The 17,320-nt window shown below is 38.1% G+C and carries 11 protein-coding genes; 5 read left to right on the top strand and 6 right to left on the bottom strand.

Annotated features, from left to right (window positions below; genetic code table 11):
* Window positions 1-2 precede the first annotated feature (2 nt).
* Both ACFSTE_RS20405 and ACFSTE_RS20400 read right to left on the bottom strand, forming a co-directional pair.
* Window positions 3-467 carry a PAAR domain-containing protein gene (locus tag ACFSTE_RS20405; RefSeq protein WP_378255445.1) on the bottom strand — a complete coding sequence of 155 codons (465 nt, stop codon included), beginning with the start codon at window positions 465-467 and terminating at the stop codon, window positions 3-5.
* A gap of 20 nt (window positions 468-487) precedes the next feature.
* Entirely contained in the window at window positions 488-2,305 is a 1,818-nt protein-coding gene (locus ACFSTE_RS20400; RefSeq protein ID WP_378255443.1) for a type VI secretion system Vgr family protein, read from the bottom strand.
* A 912-nt stretch (window positions 2,306-3,217) separates the two neighbouring features.
* Between ACFSTE_RS20400 and ACFSTE_RS20395 the strand changes: the two genes are divergently transcribed.
* A complete protein-coding gene (locus ACFSTE_RS20395; RefSeq protein ID WP_176029826.1) occupies window positions 3,218-3,919 on the top strand; it encodes a VWA domain-containing protein in 702 nt (233 codons plus the stop codon).
* 512 nt (window positions 3,920-4,431) lie between these two features.
* Here ACFSTE_RS20395 and ACFSTE_RS20390 read toward each other — a convergent pair.
* Together ACFSTE_RS20390 and ACFSTE_RS20385 are read right to left on the bottom strand one after the other, a co-directional pair.
* Window positions 4,432-7,500, bottom strand: a complete 3,069-nt coding sequence (locus ACFSTE_RS20390) for a WD40/YVTN/BNR-like repeat-containing protein (RefSeq protein ID WP_378255439.1) — start codon at window positions 7,498-7,500, stop codon at window positions 4,432-4,434.
* Window positions 7,501-7,680: 180 nt separating this feature from the next.
* Entirely contained in the window at window positions 7,681-8,418 is a 738-nt protein-coding gene (locus tag ACFSTE_RS20385) for an outer membrane lipoprotein-sorting protein (RefSeq protein WP_176029828.1), read from the bottom strand.
* A 405-nt stretch (window positions 8,419-8,823) separates the two neighbouring features.
* On the opposite strand from ACFSTE_RS20385, the gene ACFSTE_RS20380 reads away from it, so the two are divergent.
* Window positions 8,824-10,404, top strand: a complete 1,581-nt coding sequence (locus tag ACFSTE_RS20380; protein WP_378255437.1) for an endonuclease — start codon at window positions 8,824-8,826, stop codon at window positions 10,402-10,404.
* A 72-nt stretch (window positions 10,405-10,476) separates the two neighbouring features.
* Here ACFSTE_RS20380 and recG read toward each other — a convergent pair whose 3' ends face one another.
* Complete coding sequence (gene recG, locus ACFSTE_RS20375; protein ID WP_176029830.1) at window positions 10,477-12,579, bottom strand: ATP-dependent DNA helicase RecG; 2,103 nt, start codon at window positions 12,577-12,579, stop codon at window positions 10,477-10,479.
* Window positions 12,580-12,777: 198 nt separating this feature from the next.
* Between recG and ACFSTE_RS20370 the strand changes: the two genes are divergently transcribed.
* The 3 genes from ACFSTE_RS20370 to ACFSTE_RS20360 are packed head-to-tail and all read left to right on the top strand — an operon-like array spanning window position 12,778 to window position 16,718.
* Window positions 12,778-14,889, top strand: coding sequence for a M1 family metallopeptidase (locus ACFSTE_RS20370; RefSeq protein WP_378255435.1), 2,112 nt, complete (start codon window positions 12,778-12,780; stop codon window positions 14,887-14,889).
* Between the two features lie 8 nt (window positions 14,890-14,897).
* Window positions 14,898-15,791, top strand: a complete 894-nt coding sequence (locus tag ACFSTE_RS20365; RefSeq protein WP_378255433.1) for a patatin-like phospholipase family protein — start codon at window positions 14,898-14,900, stop codon at window positions 15,789-15,791.
* Between the two features lie 3 nt (window positions 15,792-15,794).
* On the top strand, window positions 15,795-16,718 hold the full coding sequence (locus ACFSTE_RS20360) for a patatin-like phospholipase family protein (protein ID WP_378255431.1): 924 nt from the start codon (window positions 15,795-15,797) through the stop codon (window positions 16,716-16,718).
* Between the two features lie 70 nt (window positions 16,719-16,788).
* On the opposite strand, the gene ACFSTE_RS20355 is transcribed toward ACFSTE_RS20360, so the two are convergent.
* Window positions 16,789-17,301 (bottom strand): DUF7935 family protein, encoded by a 513-nt coding sequence (locus ACFSTE_RS20355; RefSeq protein WP_176029834.1) that lies wholly within the window; start codon window positions 17,299-17,301, stop codon window positions 16,789-16,791.
* Between the last annotated feature and the right edge of the window lie 19 nt (window positions 17,302-17,320).

Genomic DNA, 17,320 nt, shown 5'->3' with positions numbered 1-17,320 from the left:
TATTAAAAACTCATATTAAATTCTGATAAATAACCATGCTGTTGTTCACTCTTTTCTTTAAGCTTTTCCTGATTCGTTTGTGCTTCCCGGGTGTTTCTCAGGATGCGATTCAGGATACTGATTTCAGGAAAAGGGATTTCGGGGACAGGCATTACTGCTGTTGGGGCAGTACACCCGGTACCGATTAATACGGTAGTTTCTCCTACGGTGATCGTTCCTCCGTGGGCTGTCATATCCCCCACAGTAGCGGCAGGTTTTCCCCCGATTAGTACAGTCGCACACCCCATAACGATGGTGTCTGGAGGGCCGGTACAAGTACATTGATCTCCGATAACTGCGGCGGGTTTACCTCCGATCAGTACGGTGGGAATTCCGGGACCGGTAACAGGTCCTCCTACATGAGGAGTGGTTCCACTGCACATAGGGCAGGTATGCATACTTCCGATGGTGGCGGCGGGTCCTGGCATAATACTCTAGGTTTTAGCGATTAATTTAATTTTAAGATTCCTCCGGATACTTCAGTCATGGCACTACCGGAGACTTTGGTTTGTGGACTATTGAGCTCTGCCCCAGCCAGTCCCTCTACAATGGCATTTTGTCCTTTGGCAGTCATATCACTACTGGCTTCTATTGCCAGTGCTGCATTACTGCGTACTGTCGTATCTGCTTCGGATTGCAGTTCTACGGTTCCCTGACTGATCGCTTTTACCGCTGTTTCGGCAGCGACTTCTACATTTTGCTGGGCACCAAGGGTGATGTTTTCTTCGGCAGTGATATGTACATTTTTTGCCGAGATATTAATATCTTCTGTAGCATTAATAGTCAATGATTTTGCCTGGGTATCAAAAGTGATGATACTACCATCATTATCATAGATATTGATCTTTTCTTCTCCTTCGGTATCATTGAGTTCTATGGTATGACCGCTTCGGGTTCGAATAGCTTTGACATTATTCTGCTCGCTCTGCCAGTTCTCTGCCTTAGCGACTCCATGATATAAACTCCCTGCTACATAGGGACGTTCTGAATGGTTATTTTCGAACTGACATACTACGGTTTCTCCTATTTCCGGAATAAAATGAAATCCTTTATCTGCCCCGGCATGAGGTGTTAATACCCGAATCCAGGGAGTGGTCTCTCCGGTAATTTCCTGAAAAGGAAATTGTACTTTTACCCGGCTCATCCCCTCCGGATCAGCATTGTCCGTTACTTTCCCTATTTCGATAGTACTAACCGGATGCTGTAACATAGTGGCTAAAGGATATACATCTATTTCTGTGGTAATTGCCTGAAAGTGATTTTTGTAATTTCCGCCTTCTATATTCGTATGTCGTACCTCAATTACCCGAAAGCTTCCATAGCCTTCGACCCGAACCACTGCTCCCAACTGTATTCCGGGATTGTCACTGACACCATGAGCAATCACCTGCTTGGATTCTATAGCTTGTGTATGGAACTCTACTTGCTGCTCAAAACGTTGTTGGAGATTTTGATCCGTTACTCCGTGATGATAGATATTGGTTTCCTTGCTATAGAGTACATTCCCTTTATTGGTTGCCAGACTGTGATAGCCTGCTGCAGCGGTTGCGACTTCACTGCTTCGTTTCTGATACAGTTCATTGGTTAAGTAATCTTGTGTTGTATAGGCAAACTTATTAGGTGTAGGCCGCATTCGTACCGAAAAAGATTCCAGATCTCTTCCATATACAAGTTGGGTCTCTTCATTAGAAGGGGTTCCAAAAACCAGTTGTACACCATCGTAATAGAACCAGTTATTCGTACTAGCTGCTAAGCGGGCACTATAGGCAAAATTACTTTCGTTTTTTTGTACACTATAATGAATGGTATCAGATTGTCTGGGAGCAAAAGCAGTGGCTAACTTCCCTACATCGTACCCCTGATAGGTTCGTTCTAACAACTCTGTGAGGTCGAGATCCATATAAGAAGTCGTATGGATTCCATCATCTGCCAATATTGTCGTACTCATTGCTTCAATGATCACAATATCTCCTGAAGCTCCAGACTGATGTGCTTTGGTCGCATTAACTGCTGTGATTAATCCTTTGAACTGTAATTCGCGATAATCCTGATACTGTGCTTCTGCCTGTACCTGTACAATAATGGTTTCTCCTAAAAGATCCTTGCTGTCTCCGATAATTTCATCAGAAGCATGCTCTAATACATCGGTTCTACACACCAATTCGAGATGGTGATGATCCCCTAAATGTTGTTGAATAGATAAGCTGCGAAACGAAGGAATGACCCTTCCGGAGATTGCTATTTGGGTATTGCTAAGCGTTGCCATGTTGAGAGAAAAGTCTGTATATGGTTATTAATTAGGTTTTTAAGCGCGGGGAGCTCCAAAAATAAAAAGAAAAAATGAATTAAAAAATAAGACAGGGAGGGGATTTTTCCCCTTTTTGCAGTAGTTTCAGTAAATCACTTCAACGTAAAAACGAGAAATGTTCTTACGAGAAAAGAGGATTCATTCAGAGAATGCCTCAGGACATTAAATTTCAATTCTTGCGTAGATCGTTTATTGATACTCAAAAAAAACTGTATTTATAGTTCTCACAGCGGGGAATCCTTATTACATACAGCGGGGTACTTAAGAGAAATTCATTCAAATATGTCCCTTGATTATTGTATAAAAAGTAGTAGATAAACTGCTGATTTTACAGCATTTTTTAATGTTTTTGAACTAAAAATCTCTCTGTAAAGCCGTGTTTTTATAGCTTAGTTCTTACTTTTAGGAAGCTCTGGTGTGAAGAAGTATAAGCTTCTTATAAAATGACAGGCTCTTTTTCTTGTTCTATATCACGTTTTTATAAAATAGGTTATTTTATAAAAAAATCAGATGAGTGGAGGAAGATCAGGTTCGCGCTGAATTGTTTTAGAGAGAGGGGGGCTAGAAAAGAACGATGATGATTGTTGTTCTTATTGTTGAATTCTCATCAAATTCCCGTGTTTTCTATTCTTTTACTAGAGAATTCTAATGCCTGAGAGATGCTGTACGGAAACAGCGTACTTTCGTAGGTGTTATACCCGTTGTGATTTGAATTTATCAATACCGAAACGGTGTTTAGTAAGGGAGTTACGATTACAACTTGGTATAATGAATAGAACCGAAAAGGAACAGAAATGTATTCTTTGAGGAACACAAATTCAACATTAAAACACAGGTACTTTTAAAAAAAAAACAACATCTTAATTGATTATGAAGCGAATTATTATTACCGTAAGCTGCTGTATTCTTTTACTGTCTTTCAACTCTTGTTATGTATTAAAAAAATCAGATGATTTTTATGGGATTGGAACTACGGGTAAGAATACTTTATACGTGATTGATATTTCCGGGAGTATGGAGGGAATAGATGAAGGGTCTGTAAAAGATCAGTTGATGCGGGAAGCAGGAAACAAAGCAGGAAGTGAAGTAGGGAAATTAATAGGAGGTAAGATCGGAAGTCTGTTGGGGAAACAAGTAACGAAACAAGCGACAAAACTAGGAGCAGTAAAGCGTAAACTAATTCCTGCAATCAAAGGGTTACCTGATGGTAAAAAGTTTGCGGTATATGCATACTCGGATAAGGTGACAAAACAATCGAATGAGTTGAGAATAGCCAGTAATACTTCGAGAACTTCATCTAATATTTTTGTAGAGCATCTCAAAGCTTCCGGAGGAACTCATACGATGGAAGCACTCTTAGAAGGGCTGGTTCTGAATGGAGTAGAAGAAATCGTATTAATGAGTGATGGATTACCAAATACAAACCCTGATCAGATACTGGAAGAAATACGAAAAAGCAATACTAAAGGAATTGTGATTCATACCATTGCATTTGGAGAAGATGCGGATCATAATTTTATGAGAACACTGGCACAGGAGAATGGAGGAACCTTCGTGACTTCTAAAATGTGATATAAAAGTAGCGATTTTTGCGAGTTTGCCCCAGCGAGAATAAGAATGGGATTCTAAAAATTTTTGATACTATCATAAGCAAGAATGTTTTGTACTCCTTATTTAAAGCAGTAATAGGGAATCTGTTTGCGGTGAATATATGATGTAGTAAATGAGAACAATTACATGAGGATCTACCAGATGTATAAATAGTTGCCCAAAATAATGAATTATAGGGCTTACTGTGAGGGGTGATTGCCCGATTTTTGGGCAGCTATGCTTTCTATATACTGTTTCAAAACATCACATTGATTATTAGGGATAGTTGTATAGGATGTCAAAAGAAGTTTGACAATAGGGGCAGAGGGGTATCATATCAACTCAAAAGCGGTTAGTGATGCTATAGGAGATAAGAGCCCCCTAAACCCTTTAAAAAAAGCACCCTCAGGAATATTCATTATTCCTGAGGGTGCTTTTTTATGAATTTAAACCACTTTATAAGTATAAAGAAGCGTTTTTTATTCTCTGGGTAGTTATTTTTTGAGAAAATCAGTTTTATTACTTACTTCAATTGGTGGTAGCTGCTTTTTAGCCAGGTATTTCGTCAATTTTGCCAATTGTTTTTTTGAAATTGTTTCAAAAGCAGTGCTTCCTTTTTTCAAACGAGTTTCCAGTACTTCTTTGTTTTCTAACTGTGCTGCAGATGGTTTCTCGAACTGGTTGGCAACATCTCCATATAGATCGGCTAATTTTTCACGTAATTGAGGTTCAGCTTCATTTACATAATTATCCCCAGAGGTAACAACCAAACTATTTTTTAACTCTTCTAAGGCGGTGATCGCCTGAGTGGCTACTTTTTTAGCAGCAGGATCTTCTTTTAATAATTGCCGTGCTCGCTGTAGTGGCTGATCGATTTGATATACCAGATAGGCAAGAGTTTCCATATCATTAAACAGAGCTGTTGTTACTTTTTGTTGAGCAATTCGCTCCTCAGAAGTGATAATAGAGGTGGGGTCGTTTTGCAGGGTGATAAGCGACTCGTATGTTTTCTTTCCTTTAGTCAAGAGTACCTTATAGGTTCCGGCAGGGACTCTGGGGGCAGTAAATCCTCCAAAAGTAAATGTCTTTCCGGCTGCTACTTTAGGCGCTTTTGTTCTGTAGTTCCAGGAAACAATATTGATTCCCTTGGATTTTCCAGGAGTGAGATCTACTAATACATTCCCATTCATATCTGCAATTTCCAGCTTCATTTTTCCGAACGTGTGTCGCTTTTTGAGATAGTATATGATCTGGGCATTTGAGGGTGGATTATCTCCGACAAATTGAAGTTCGGTACTTCCTCCGCCAAAACCACCTTCTTCCTTAATAACCATAGGTTTGCTATCAAAAAAGTGAACGTTTTTTTGTAGCATAGACTGATTGATTTGACGCAGGGGAGAGATGTCATCAATAATGATAATTCCTCGTCCGTGAGTTCCCATGACCAGATCATTGGTTTTCTTTTGCAGGTCTATAAAATGTACTGCGGTTGCCGGCATGTTATTGGTAAAACGCGACCAATGTTTTCCTCCGTCAATAGTAATAAATAAACCAAATTCTGTTCCCAGATATAAAAGGTCTTTATTTTCATAATCTTCCTGAATATTTCTGGCGAATCCTACAATGTCATCAGTAACCAAAGAGGTCCAGGTATCTCCATAATCCGTGGTTTTATAGACATAAGGTTTCATGTCATTTTGCGTATGACCATCGAATACTGCATAGGCAGTTCCTTTGTGATGTACACTTGCTTCTATATGATAGACCCAGGTATGGGCAGGAACTCCCTGAATATTGGAAGTTTTATTTTGCCAGGTTTTCCCTCCGTCTTTGGTAATTTGTACATTCCCGTCATCGGTTCCTACCCAAATGATGTTTTCATCTATAGGAGATTCGGCAATAGTAAAGATAGTCGTATGCGTTTCTGCTCCTGATTTGTCCGTAGAGATCCCTCCTGATTCTTTGTCTTGTTTTGCAGGGTCATTGGTAGTAAGATCCGGAGATATTTTAGTCCAGGTATCTCCTTTGTCATTACTGATATGTACAAACTGACTACCAATATAGATTCTGTCAGCCTGATGCTCACTGATGGCAATGGGGGCATTCCAGTTGAACCGTAACTCCGCTTCACCTTTTATTTGTAGGGGTTTAATGTCTTTTACCTTGTTTTTGGTGACATCGTATCTCCATACGCTTTGTGCTCCCTGCATTTCGGAATAAATAATATGTTCCTTAGGATGTTTTAATACCCTGAATCCATCTCCATACCCCACCGATTTCCAGTCTCTTGCTTCGATACCTCCCGGCGAAGTAGAAGGACCGTACCAGGATCCGTTATCTTGTAATCCTCCATAGATATTGTATGGTTCTTGATTGTCTACACTGATGTGGTAAAACTGAGAAAGAGGCAGGTTATCAACCATATCCATAGTAGCTCCTCCATCCCAACTGCGATATACTCCTCCATCAGTTCCTACATACATACGATCCGAATTGTGAATATCGAATACAATATCATGAATATCAGCATGCATATTTCCCAGGTTCTTAAAGGTTTTTCCACCATCTCTGGAGATAGACCCGAATAAACCACCTTTGACCAGTATGTCCGGATTTTTAGGATCTACCACAATTCTGGAGAAATAAAAAGGGCGTACCACTAAACCAAAATCTCCATTGAGAAGCTTCCAGCTAGCTCCCGCATCATCCGATCGGTATAGCCCTTTGTCTTTTTTACTTTCGATTACGGTATAGATAATAGAAGGATTAGAAGGAGCTATTGCTATTGCCAATCGTCCTAAGTCTCCTTCTGGAAATCCATTGTGTATTTTGTTCCATGTTTTTCCGGAATCTGTAGATTTATACAAGGCACTGTTAGGACCTCCGGAGTTAAATCCCCAGGCGGTTCTTCTGAATTCCCACATGGCAGCATATAGAATTGCCGGATTATCTGGATCCATAACCAGGTCATTGATTCCGGTTTTTGCATCTATATACAATACCTTATTCCATGTTTTTCCTCCATCGGTGGTTTTATATACGCCTCGTTCTTCACTATCCCCCCACAAAGCACCTAATACACCTACATATATTTCATTTGAGTTTTTAGGATTGATCTGAATACTACTGATACGTTCAGATTTATCGAAACCTATTTTTTTCCAATTGGCTCCTCCATCATTAGATTTGTATAACCCATCTCCGATAGAGACGCTATTTCTAGTCCAGATTTCTCCAGTTCCAACCCAGATCGTGTTATCAGGATCATTAGGGTCTATAGCAATCGCCCCGATAGATTGCGCATGTTTGTCGAATATGGGAGAGAAACTGGCTCCGCCATTAGTGGATTTCCAAACTCCTCCTCCTGCTGCACCAGCATATATAATACGATCATTGGTAGGGTGGTTTTGTAGATCAATGATACGACCACTCATAAGAGCAGGACCAATATGTCTGGCCTCGAGATTACCGAAGAGTTCTTTTCCTTTGAGTACGATTTCCTGAGCTTGTATGGATAATGACATAGCAATAACCATACAGGCAATGGTTAATTTTCTGTACATAGTATATTGTTTTTTGATGATTTGCTCACTGAGTGAGTTCCACATTGGTGGTGTATACTTTAGGCAGTAACCAAAAGTAGAAAATAGCTTTTAGTAGAAAACAGATAGAAGGGGGAATGTTATTTAATACTTAAAAACAGATCTCTATTGCGATAGCACAATAGAGATCAAAGTAGTGGATTATTTTTTTTCAGGGAAAGCGAATTTCTCTGCTGCTATTTCTGGATCAATTTTGAATTCTTTGAACTCCATTGTTTGGAATTGATTACTCTGAGAGAACGGGAAATATAATCCGTTTACCTCCTGATAATCACTGATTGAACTTTTTATAGATTGTCCTTTCATAGGACCTTCTGTAATTTGCTCCTCAACTACAATTGGAACAAAGTTTTCTGTATCAAAATAATAGTGAGAGATATTAGGTTGTTTTTGTCCGTTAATCAGTAGTGGAGTTTTAGTAATTTTAACCTTAAAGGTTTCTGTACCATCTACAGTTTCCTTACCGATTAATTCTACAGTGTATCCTTTTTCCTTATAATTAAGGAATGGAGAAGGCCAGTCTTTTGCCGCATTCTTCATATTTTCCGTAGCTTCACTATCGCTTTTTTCGGGTTCCATTGTCATTTGATTTCTAGACCATGAAGTGGTTCCGTCATAAGCAGCCCATATCATGCGCTGTCCCTGGAATTCAATGGTAGTAGATTGTTTTCCATCTTTGGTCATCAATTGCTCAAAAGGGATCTCCAGTCCCTGCATTTTCATAACTCCGATCATTTCGACACCTTTTAACTTGTTCCAGTTTTCTTTTCCACCGGTATTTTCGAAATAGGTGTCAATGATTTCATCGGCAGTCTGTGCCTGTGAAGAGAGTGCAGCTATAAAAAAAAGCCCTACTATAAAATGTTTAAGTGCGTTCATGAGTGTGTATTTTTTATCTGTATAACGTTAGTCTGTAAAAAGTTTTTTTTGTTACATTATTTTTTTGTGTATTAAATTAATATATAGTGAATTGACCAGATATCATTCCTTTTTTTTAAGAAATCAAAACAAGTATTCGTTAGAAGAATAAGGAGGTTTGAACATAATTGTACCAGATAATCAAATGTTTAAAATACTCGGAAGCTTAGCTTGCATTAAGACCATTTCTTGATCTAATTAGATAATACCTGAATAAAAATAGATTCGTAACGTTATATAAATACCCATTATCGTATGAAGAAAGTTGTCGTAGAAAAATAGTAATGATTTTGTAACCTGTACATTACAATATCGTGATCTGGTGGGGTGTACCTTTAGCCTAATTTTAAAACCACTTACATACTCATGAAAAATGCTCTTTTATTTTTGTTGATTCCTATTTCTTATATAGGATATAGTCAGGTTCCTTCTTATTATAATGATGTTAATATCAATGCTACAGGAACTGCATTAAAAAATGAACTATCCTCAAAAGTAATTCATACACATCATACAGATCTGTCATATACACCTGGAGTCTGGAATGCTTTAAAACAGACGGATCTTACTGCTCCGGGATCAGGAAAAGTTATTTTGATTTACGGGTATGATGATACAGATAATACACCATCGACAGATAGAACCCGAAGTATACATCAAAATGGAGGAGGGACAACAGACTGGAACAGAGAGCATGTATATCCAAAATCATTAGGAAATCCGAATTTGGGAACTTCAGGTGCCGGAGCAGATGCACATCACCTGAGACCTGCGGATGTAAGCCGAAATTCGAAACGAGGAAACAGGAAATTTGCCGATGGATCAGGGAATTCAACCATTACTCCTCAGGGATATTGGTATCCTGGTGATGAATTCAAAGGAGATGTCGCTAGAATGATGATGTATATGTATATCCGATATGGTAACCGATGTCTGCCATCAAATGTGGGAATCGGAGCTGTGGCAACAAGTGATGCGAACATGTTACAGTTATTCCTGAGGTGGAATGCAGAAGATCCTGTGTCTTCGTTGGAGCTACAACGAAATCCTATTCTGGAGGAATTACAGGGAAATAGGAATCCATTTATAGATAATCCAGCATTTGCTACTAGTATATGGGGAGGACCACAGGCAGAGAACCGATTTGGAGATACTGATGGAGGAGGAAATACATTGTGCCGTTCTACGGTAGCTAATTTCCCTTATCTAGAAAGTTTTGAAACTGATTTTGGCGAGTGGAAACAGGCAGTTTCTTCAGATGATTTTAACTGGACCCGGCATAGAGGAAAGACTTCATCTTCTTATACAGGTCCCGGTGGGGCTGCCTTAGGAACTTATTATATTTATATGGAGTCTTCTCGACCGAATTATTCAAGAAAAAAAGCCATTCTTTATAGTCCCTGCTATGAGTTATCAGGTGTGCATCAGGCTTCTATTTCTTTTCGATATCATATGTATGGAGCTTCTTCTATGGGAAGCCTGGATGTAGAAATCAGTCTAGACGGAAAAAACTGGTCTTCGATATGGAGTCGTTCGGGAAATCAGGGGAATTCATGGAAAACAGCAACTATAGATGTATCAGATTATGCCGGAAAGAAGATTCAACTACGATTGAATGGGGTTACTGGAACTACCTGGAAAGGAGATATGGCTATAGATGGAATTCATCTAACGACCGATATATCCCAGCAATCTTCCATAGAAGAACGAGCAATGATTCCTGTTTGGGATTTTTCTATTGTTGGGGTAGATTCGGATTCCATTACTTTAGAGGTTTCCTCAAAAGAAGGACAACAATACCGGATGCTAGACTATGCCGGACAGTTGGTGAAAGAGGGAACCCTGTATACGAATGTAATTCCTATAGAAGGTCTACAACCCGGGTTGTATTTTGTATCCCTTAAAAGGGGAAACTCAATCATTACAAAGAAATTTATAAAAAGATAACGAGAATTGGTATTGGTTATGCGTTATAAAAGAACACCGCTTAAAAAAAGGGGTGTTTTTTTCTAATGGTTGCTAACTAATATAGTTCCAGATATTTTTATGCTTGGCAAGTTGCTGGTAGGTATATAAAATGATTTTGTTTTTTTCTAAGGATAGCGCTGGATCCTCTTTTAATATTTTGAGGGCGTAATAACGTGCTGTTTTTAGAATGTCATTATCACGTACAATATCTGCTATTTTCAGGTTGAGAACACCACTTTGTTGGGTCCCCATAATATCTCCGGGACCTCTTAATTTTAGATCGACCTCTGCGATATCAAAACCATCATTGGTCTGTGTCATGGTTTCTATGCGTACTTTGCTATCCGATGATAACTTGTATCCGGTCATGAGAATACAAAAACTCTGATCTGCTCCACGTCCTACACGTCCGCGTAATTGGTGTAATTGAGAGAGTCCGAATCGTTCAGCACTTTCGATAATCATCACGCTGGCATTAGGGACATTCACACCTACTTCTATTACCGTGGTAGCCACCATGATTTGTGTTTCTCCTCGTACGAACCGATCCATTTCATAATCTTTATCCGCGGGTTTCATCTTACCATGTACAATAGATATTTGGTATTTTGGCATTGGAAAATACCGGACAACACTGTCATATCCATCCATCAGATCTTTATAATCCATCGCTTCGGATTCCTGAATGAGCGGATAGACGATATAAGCTTGTCGTCCTTTTTCGATTTCTTCCTGAATAAATTTGAATACTTTTAGTCGGTTACTATCATACCGATGTACTGTTTTAATGGCTTTTCTTCCGGGAGGAAGCTCATCGATTATAGAGATATCCAAATCCCCGTATAAACTCATTGCAAGTGTTCTGGGAATAGGAGTGGCCGTCATCACTAATATATGAGGTGGGTAGGTGTTTTTATGCCATAGTTTGGCACGTTGTGCTACTCCAAACCGATGTTGTTCATCTATAATGGCAAGCCCCAGATTTTTGAATTGTACTTTGTCTTCCAGAATAGCGTGTGTTCCTACTAATAGATGTAGGGAACCATCTTCGAGAGCTGCGGCAATTTCTCGTCTTTCTTTTGCTTTAGTACTTCCCATTAATAATCGAACATTGATAGGCAGGTCTTTGGTTAATTCTGTAATTCCCTGATAATGTTGATTTGCCAAAATAGCAGTTGGAGCCATTAGGCATGCCTGAAAATTATTGTCCATGGCTAATAAAATAGTCAGTAGGGCAACGATTGTTTTTCCAGAACCTACATCCCCCTGTAATAAACGATTCATCTGGGCACTACTTCCCATATCTTTTCTGATTTCTTTGATCACTCGTTTTTGAGCTCCTGTCAGTTCAAAAGGAAGATGATTAGAATAGAAATCATTAAAATGATCACCTACATGTGTAAATGGATACCCTTTTATTTTTCGTTTGCGGACTAATTTTTTTGTAATGAGTTGTAATTGGATATAGAAGAGTTCTTCAAATTTTAAACGATACTGTGCCTTAGCGAGAACTTCCTGGTTTTTGGGAAAGTGAATATTAAACATGGCTTCACTTTTCGAAATCAATTTTAATTCGCCTAAAATTTCCTGTGAAAGCGTATCATAAAACCGAGCTTTGGTCTCAATAAAGAGCTGTTGCATGATTTTATTAATCACCCGATTCGTAATTCCTTTATTGGTAAGCTTTTCTGTAGAAGGATAAACCGGTTGCATCGAAATTCTAAGATTTTTTTCATGCTCCGTAAGTAACTCCATCTCGGGGTGTGGCATATTAAAACCATTATAGTATTTGGTTTTGCCAAAAATAACATAAGGAGTGTTTAGTTTTATATTTTCTTTAATCCATTTATGACCTCTAAACCATACCAGTTCCATCTCTCCGGTATCATCAATAAATTTGGCGACCAGGCGTTTTCCTCTTTTTTGAGCAACCGTTTTGAGATGAATGATCTTTCCTACCATTTGAACTTCAGCAGAAGTACGCTGCAATTCATTGATCTTATAGTATCTGGTTTTGTCAATATAGCGGTTGGGAAATAAGTTAATCAAATCCTGATACGTATGGATTCCTAATTCCGACCGAAGTAAGTCAGCCCTGGCAGGACCAACACCTTTTAAATAATCAATCGGGGTTTGTAGGATAGTAGGATTCATCTGAGCGAAGATACTACATCTGATAAAATAGTTCAATACAGACCATAAAATTTGAGATACAGATAGGAAGAATCGGTAGAAATACATCGCAATATTGCCACAATGCGGTTTTAAAATCGTTATTTTGGCAGATCTTTTGTTAGAGAGAACATACCAGTTCTACTGACAGATAGTATGCGTAATTAAAAGTTTATTCGTGTGAAACAGTTTTTGACATTCCTTATTATTAGTATCTATTCTATAGCGATAGTAAAGGCTTCTGATACTTACATAGAAAAAGAACAGCCTGCCATTGATTTCTTAACAGGAAAAGCCAGTATATCGCTAGATGCAAAGAATAAAAAAGTAACGGGGACAGTTACCTATACAATGACGGTAGAAGAACCAACAGAGACGGTGTTTATCGATGCACAGAAGATGGTAATTCATTCGGTAACACTGGATGGAGTAAAAGCGAACTATTCATATGACGATAAAAAAATAAGGATAACGAATTCGTTGAAAAAAGGGAAACAATATACCTTAAAAATCCAATATGAAGCACAACCTCAAAAAGCATTGTATTTCTTAAAAGATTATCAGGGAAATGACCAAATATGGACACAAGGTCAAGGGAAATACAGTTCGAACTGGATTCCTAGTTTTGATGATATGAATGAGAAGGTAATTTTTGACCTGACGATTCGCTACCATAAAGATTATGAAGTGATCGCCAATGGGAAGTTACAGAAAAAAGAAATGATCAATGATTCTATTCAATCCTGGACCTATGATATGAAAGATCCGATGAGTAGTTATTTATTGGCTATGGTCGTAGGGAAGTATGATAAAATTGTCGAAACATCTAAGAGTGGAATTCCATTAGAGATGTACTATTATCCTGCGGATAAGGATATGTTCGAATCGACCTATGCCCATAGTACCCGAATTTTTAATTTTCTGGAAGAAACCATTGGAGTTCCTTTTCCCTGGCAAAATTATAAACAAATCCCTGTAAAAGACTTTTTATATGCCGGCATGGAAAATACGGGAACTACAATATTCTCAGATGCTTTTGTAGTGGATGAGGTGGCTTATCAGGACAGAAACTATATAAATGTCAATGCCCATGAATTGGCACATCAGTGGTTTGGTGATTTGGTTACAGAAACAGAAGGAAAACATCATTGGTTACAAGAAGGTTTTGCAACCTATTATGCCTTGCTGGCAGAAAAAGAGATTTTTGGCTCGGATCATTTTTATTATAAATTGTATGAGAGTGCAGAGCAACTGACAGCAGCTTCAGAGAAAAAAGAAGCGACCAGTTTACTAGATGCCAAAGCAACTTCACTGACTTTTTACCAGCGGGGAGCCTGGGCGTTGTTTGCATTGGAAAATGAGATTGGAGCAACTAATTTTAAAATAGCAATCAATAATTACCTAGAAACACATCGATTCAAAAATGTAAATACAGATGATTTTATAACTATTGTAGAAGAAGTAAGTGGAAAAGACATGTCATTGTACAGAAAATTGTGGTTGGAACAGGTAGCATTTCCATCTCAAGAAGCATTGGAAATATTGGCACAGATTCCTTTTATTAAAAACTACCTGAGCTTAGCTAAGGAACGAACACAACCATTGGCAGGAAAATGGGGAACTTTGGCAAGGGGTTTAGATGGATTGGTGAATGATTTTATAGGGCAGGAAGTTATCTATCAATTACAGGGAGAGACATCACCAGAAGCGATTGCTCTGTATGACAAAGCTTTTGATACGGATAATCTGATTGTTCGGCAGACCATAGGTACTACGATGAATACGATTCCTAAAAGCCTTAAAAAACAATTCGAATCATTATTGTCTGATGCTTCATATGCGACTAAAGAAGCGGCGTTATATCACCTTTGGGTAAATTTTCCCAATGATAGAGCAAGCTATCTGGATCAAACCAAAGACGTAATCGGTTTTTCTGATAAAAATGTACGTACCTTATGGTTGGTTCTGGCATTGAGTACTAAAGGGTATCACATTGATAAACATCAGGATTTTTATAGTGAATTATCAGCATATACCTCTCCTGCATATCACTTTAGTACCCGGGAGAATGCTTTTTCATATCTGGAGAGCCTAGGTGCTTTTTCTGATGCATCATTAGCCTATCTGATAGAGGGAGCGACACATCATAACTGGAGATTCAGAAATTTTTGCAGAAAAATAGTAGATAATTTACTGAAGGATTCTAAATATCAAAAGAAATATGTAGCTTTAAAGGATCGATTGTCCGAAAAGCAACAAGCATTTTTGGAGCGAAAGTTAACCCCAAAGTAAACAAAGCTATGCGAGCATTAGTCATTTCCGGAGGAGGGAGTAAAGGAGCCTTTGCAGGAGGTGTTGCGCAGCATTTGATCCAGGATTTGGGAATGGAGTATGATTTGTTTCTGGGAACTTCTACCGGAAGCTTATTAGTTTCTCATCTGGCATTGTCTAAAATCGAAGAAATAAAAGAAATTTATACTTCTGTTACTCAGCAATCAATTTTTTCTAATTGCCCTTTTAGTATCAAGAAAAAAAAAGGGTATGAGATTATAGGAATTAATCATTATAATGTATTGCGGAATCTGATTCGGAGGAAGAAATCATTTGGAGATAGTACAAACCTTAGAACGTTACTTTCTAAATCTATTCCCCGGGAGTATTATACGAGCCTTAGAGAAAGCTCAAAAGATATTATCGTTACGGTAACAAATTTGTCTACTAATGAAGTAGAATACAAATCGATCAAAGCGTGTACATATGAGGACTTTCTGGATTGGATATGGATTTCGTGTAATTACCCTCCTTTTATGAGTCTGGTACGAAAAAACCATTGTGATTATGTAGATGGAGGATTAGGGTCAATGGTCCCCATAGAAGAAGCAATTACCAGAGGCGCTAAAGAAATAGATGTTATTATTCTGGAAACTGAAGTAAATCACTTAAATAGAATGCCTACTAAAAACCCCTTTTCCTTGATTACCAATATGGTTAACTTTATGATGGATCAGATCGAAATACAAAACATAAGAATAGGAAAGTTCAAAGCAATGAATCAGGAAGTGTCGATGAATCTGTATTATACTCCAACGGTATTAACGACTAATTCTTTGATTTTTGACAAAGTAAAAATGACCAAATGGTGGAAAGATGGCTATGAATTTGCTAAAAAACAAAACCGATTTAATAGAGTATAAAGTATGAGAGCATTAGTTATTTCTGGAGGCGGTAGTAAAGGAGCTTATGCTGGAGGAGTGGCAGAATACCTCATAGAACAGGAAAAAAGAAGATACGACCTCTTCTTAGGAACGTCTACCGGAAGCTTATTGATTCCTCAATTAGCGCTGGGCAATGTATCCAAGGTAAGAGAGATTTATACCAATGTTACCCAACATACTATTTTTAATATCAATCCCTTTATCGTACGAAAAAAAGGAAATAGGGAGTTTGTCTCTATAAATTTCTTTTCTTCTTTATTACAGTTTATCAAAATGAAACGAACCTTCGGAGAGAGTAAAAATCTGAGACGTTCTATACGCAGAAGTTTTTCTGAAGTAGAATTTGATGAGGCTAAGACGAAAGTAAAGGATATTGTTGTTACCGTATCAAACCTGACGAAGAACCGAACAGAATATAAGTCGATTAACGATTTCTCATATGAGGATTTTTGCGATTGGATTTGGATTTCCTGTAATTATGTTCCGTTTATGAGTTTGGTTACCAAAGAAAACTGTGAATATGCAGATGGAGGGTTCGGTTGTATCGTACCCATTAGAGAAGCGATTCGCCGTGGAGCAACAGAGGTCGATGCAATTATTCTGGAATCAGAAAATATGGAATATCACAAGGTATTGGGGAAAAACCCATTCTCATTAATGGTTGGACTGTATGGTTTTATGCTGGATCAGGTGGAACGACATGATACCTTACTGGGCAAATTAGCAGCTACGCATAATGATGTCAAATTAAACCTGTATTATACGCCTAGTAAATTGACAGAAAATTCATTGATCTTTAATAAAAAACTGATGCGTACGTGGTGGAAGCAAGGATATGAATATGCTGCTCAAAAAGCCAAACGAAGAGAAGAGAACAAATTGAAAGATATAGATATGTCCGGATAACAGTATACCCGGACACCTCGTTGTATATTATATGTAAGTTGCTGTAGTTGTTATTCCTTTTAGGATAGGATTAAAACAATTCTCCAACCTCATTTTTTATAAAGGTTAGTGCAATATCGCTGGGAGATCCTTTTTCAACTATTTCTGTAAGAATAGCTTCTCTAAGTGCATCAGCATCCTTTATACTATCCTGTAAAGAAGATTTTCTGATAAGGGTAATGATGCCATTCTTAGCAGCTTTTATTCGATTCCAGCATTCATCAGAAAGATAGATTTGCTGCGTGAGATTGTGTTCGAATTCTTGTTCTATTGTATTGATTAGTAGGGATTCATAGCTTTTTTTATCTTCGGCAATTGGAGGGGTTCTCAATAACAGTTTCCCAGGAGAAACTCTTTCCAGAAACAATGCCATTCGTTCATAGGCTTGTAATCGTAAGGGCAATGCTTGTTTTTGATGTTCCCTGTGTAATAAATACCGGCGGCGTTTTTCTTCATTCTTGGTATGAAGATTAAAAAAATAGATGGTAATGACAGCAATAAGTGCTGAGGGGATTAAGGATAATAAAATGGTTTCAATAGTCATTGTAATGTAAAAAAATAAG

It is taken from the genome of Aquimarina hainanensis (assembly GCF_042684685.1).
Taxonomy (GTDB): Bacteria; Bacteroidota; Bacteroidia; order Flavobacteriales; family Flavobacteriaceae; genus Aquimarina; species Aquimarina hainanensis.
This window is presented reverse-complemented; position numbering and strand designations above follow the sequence as displayed.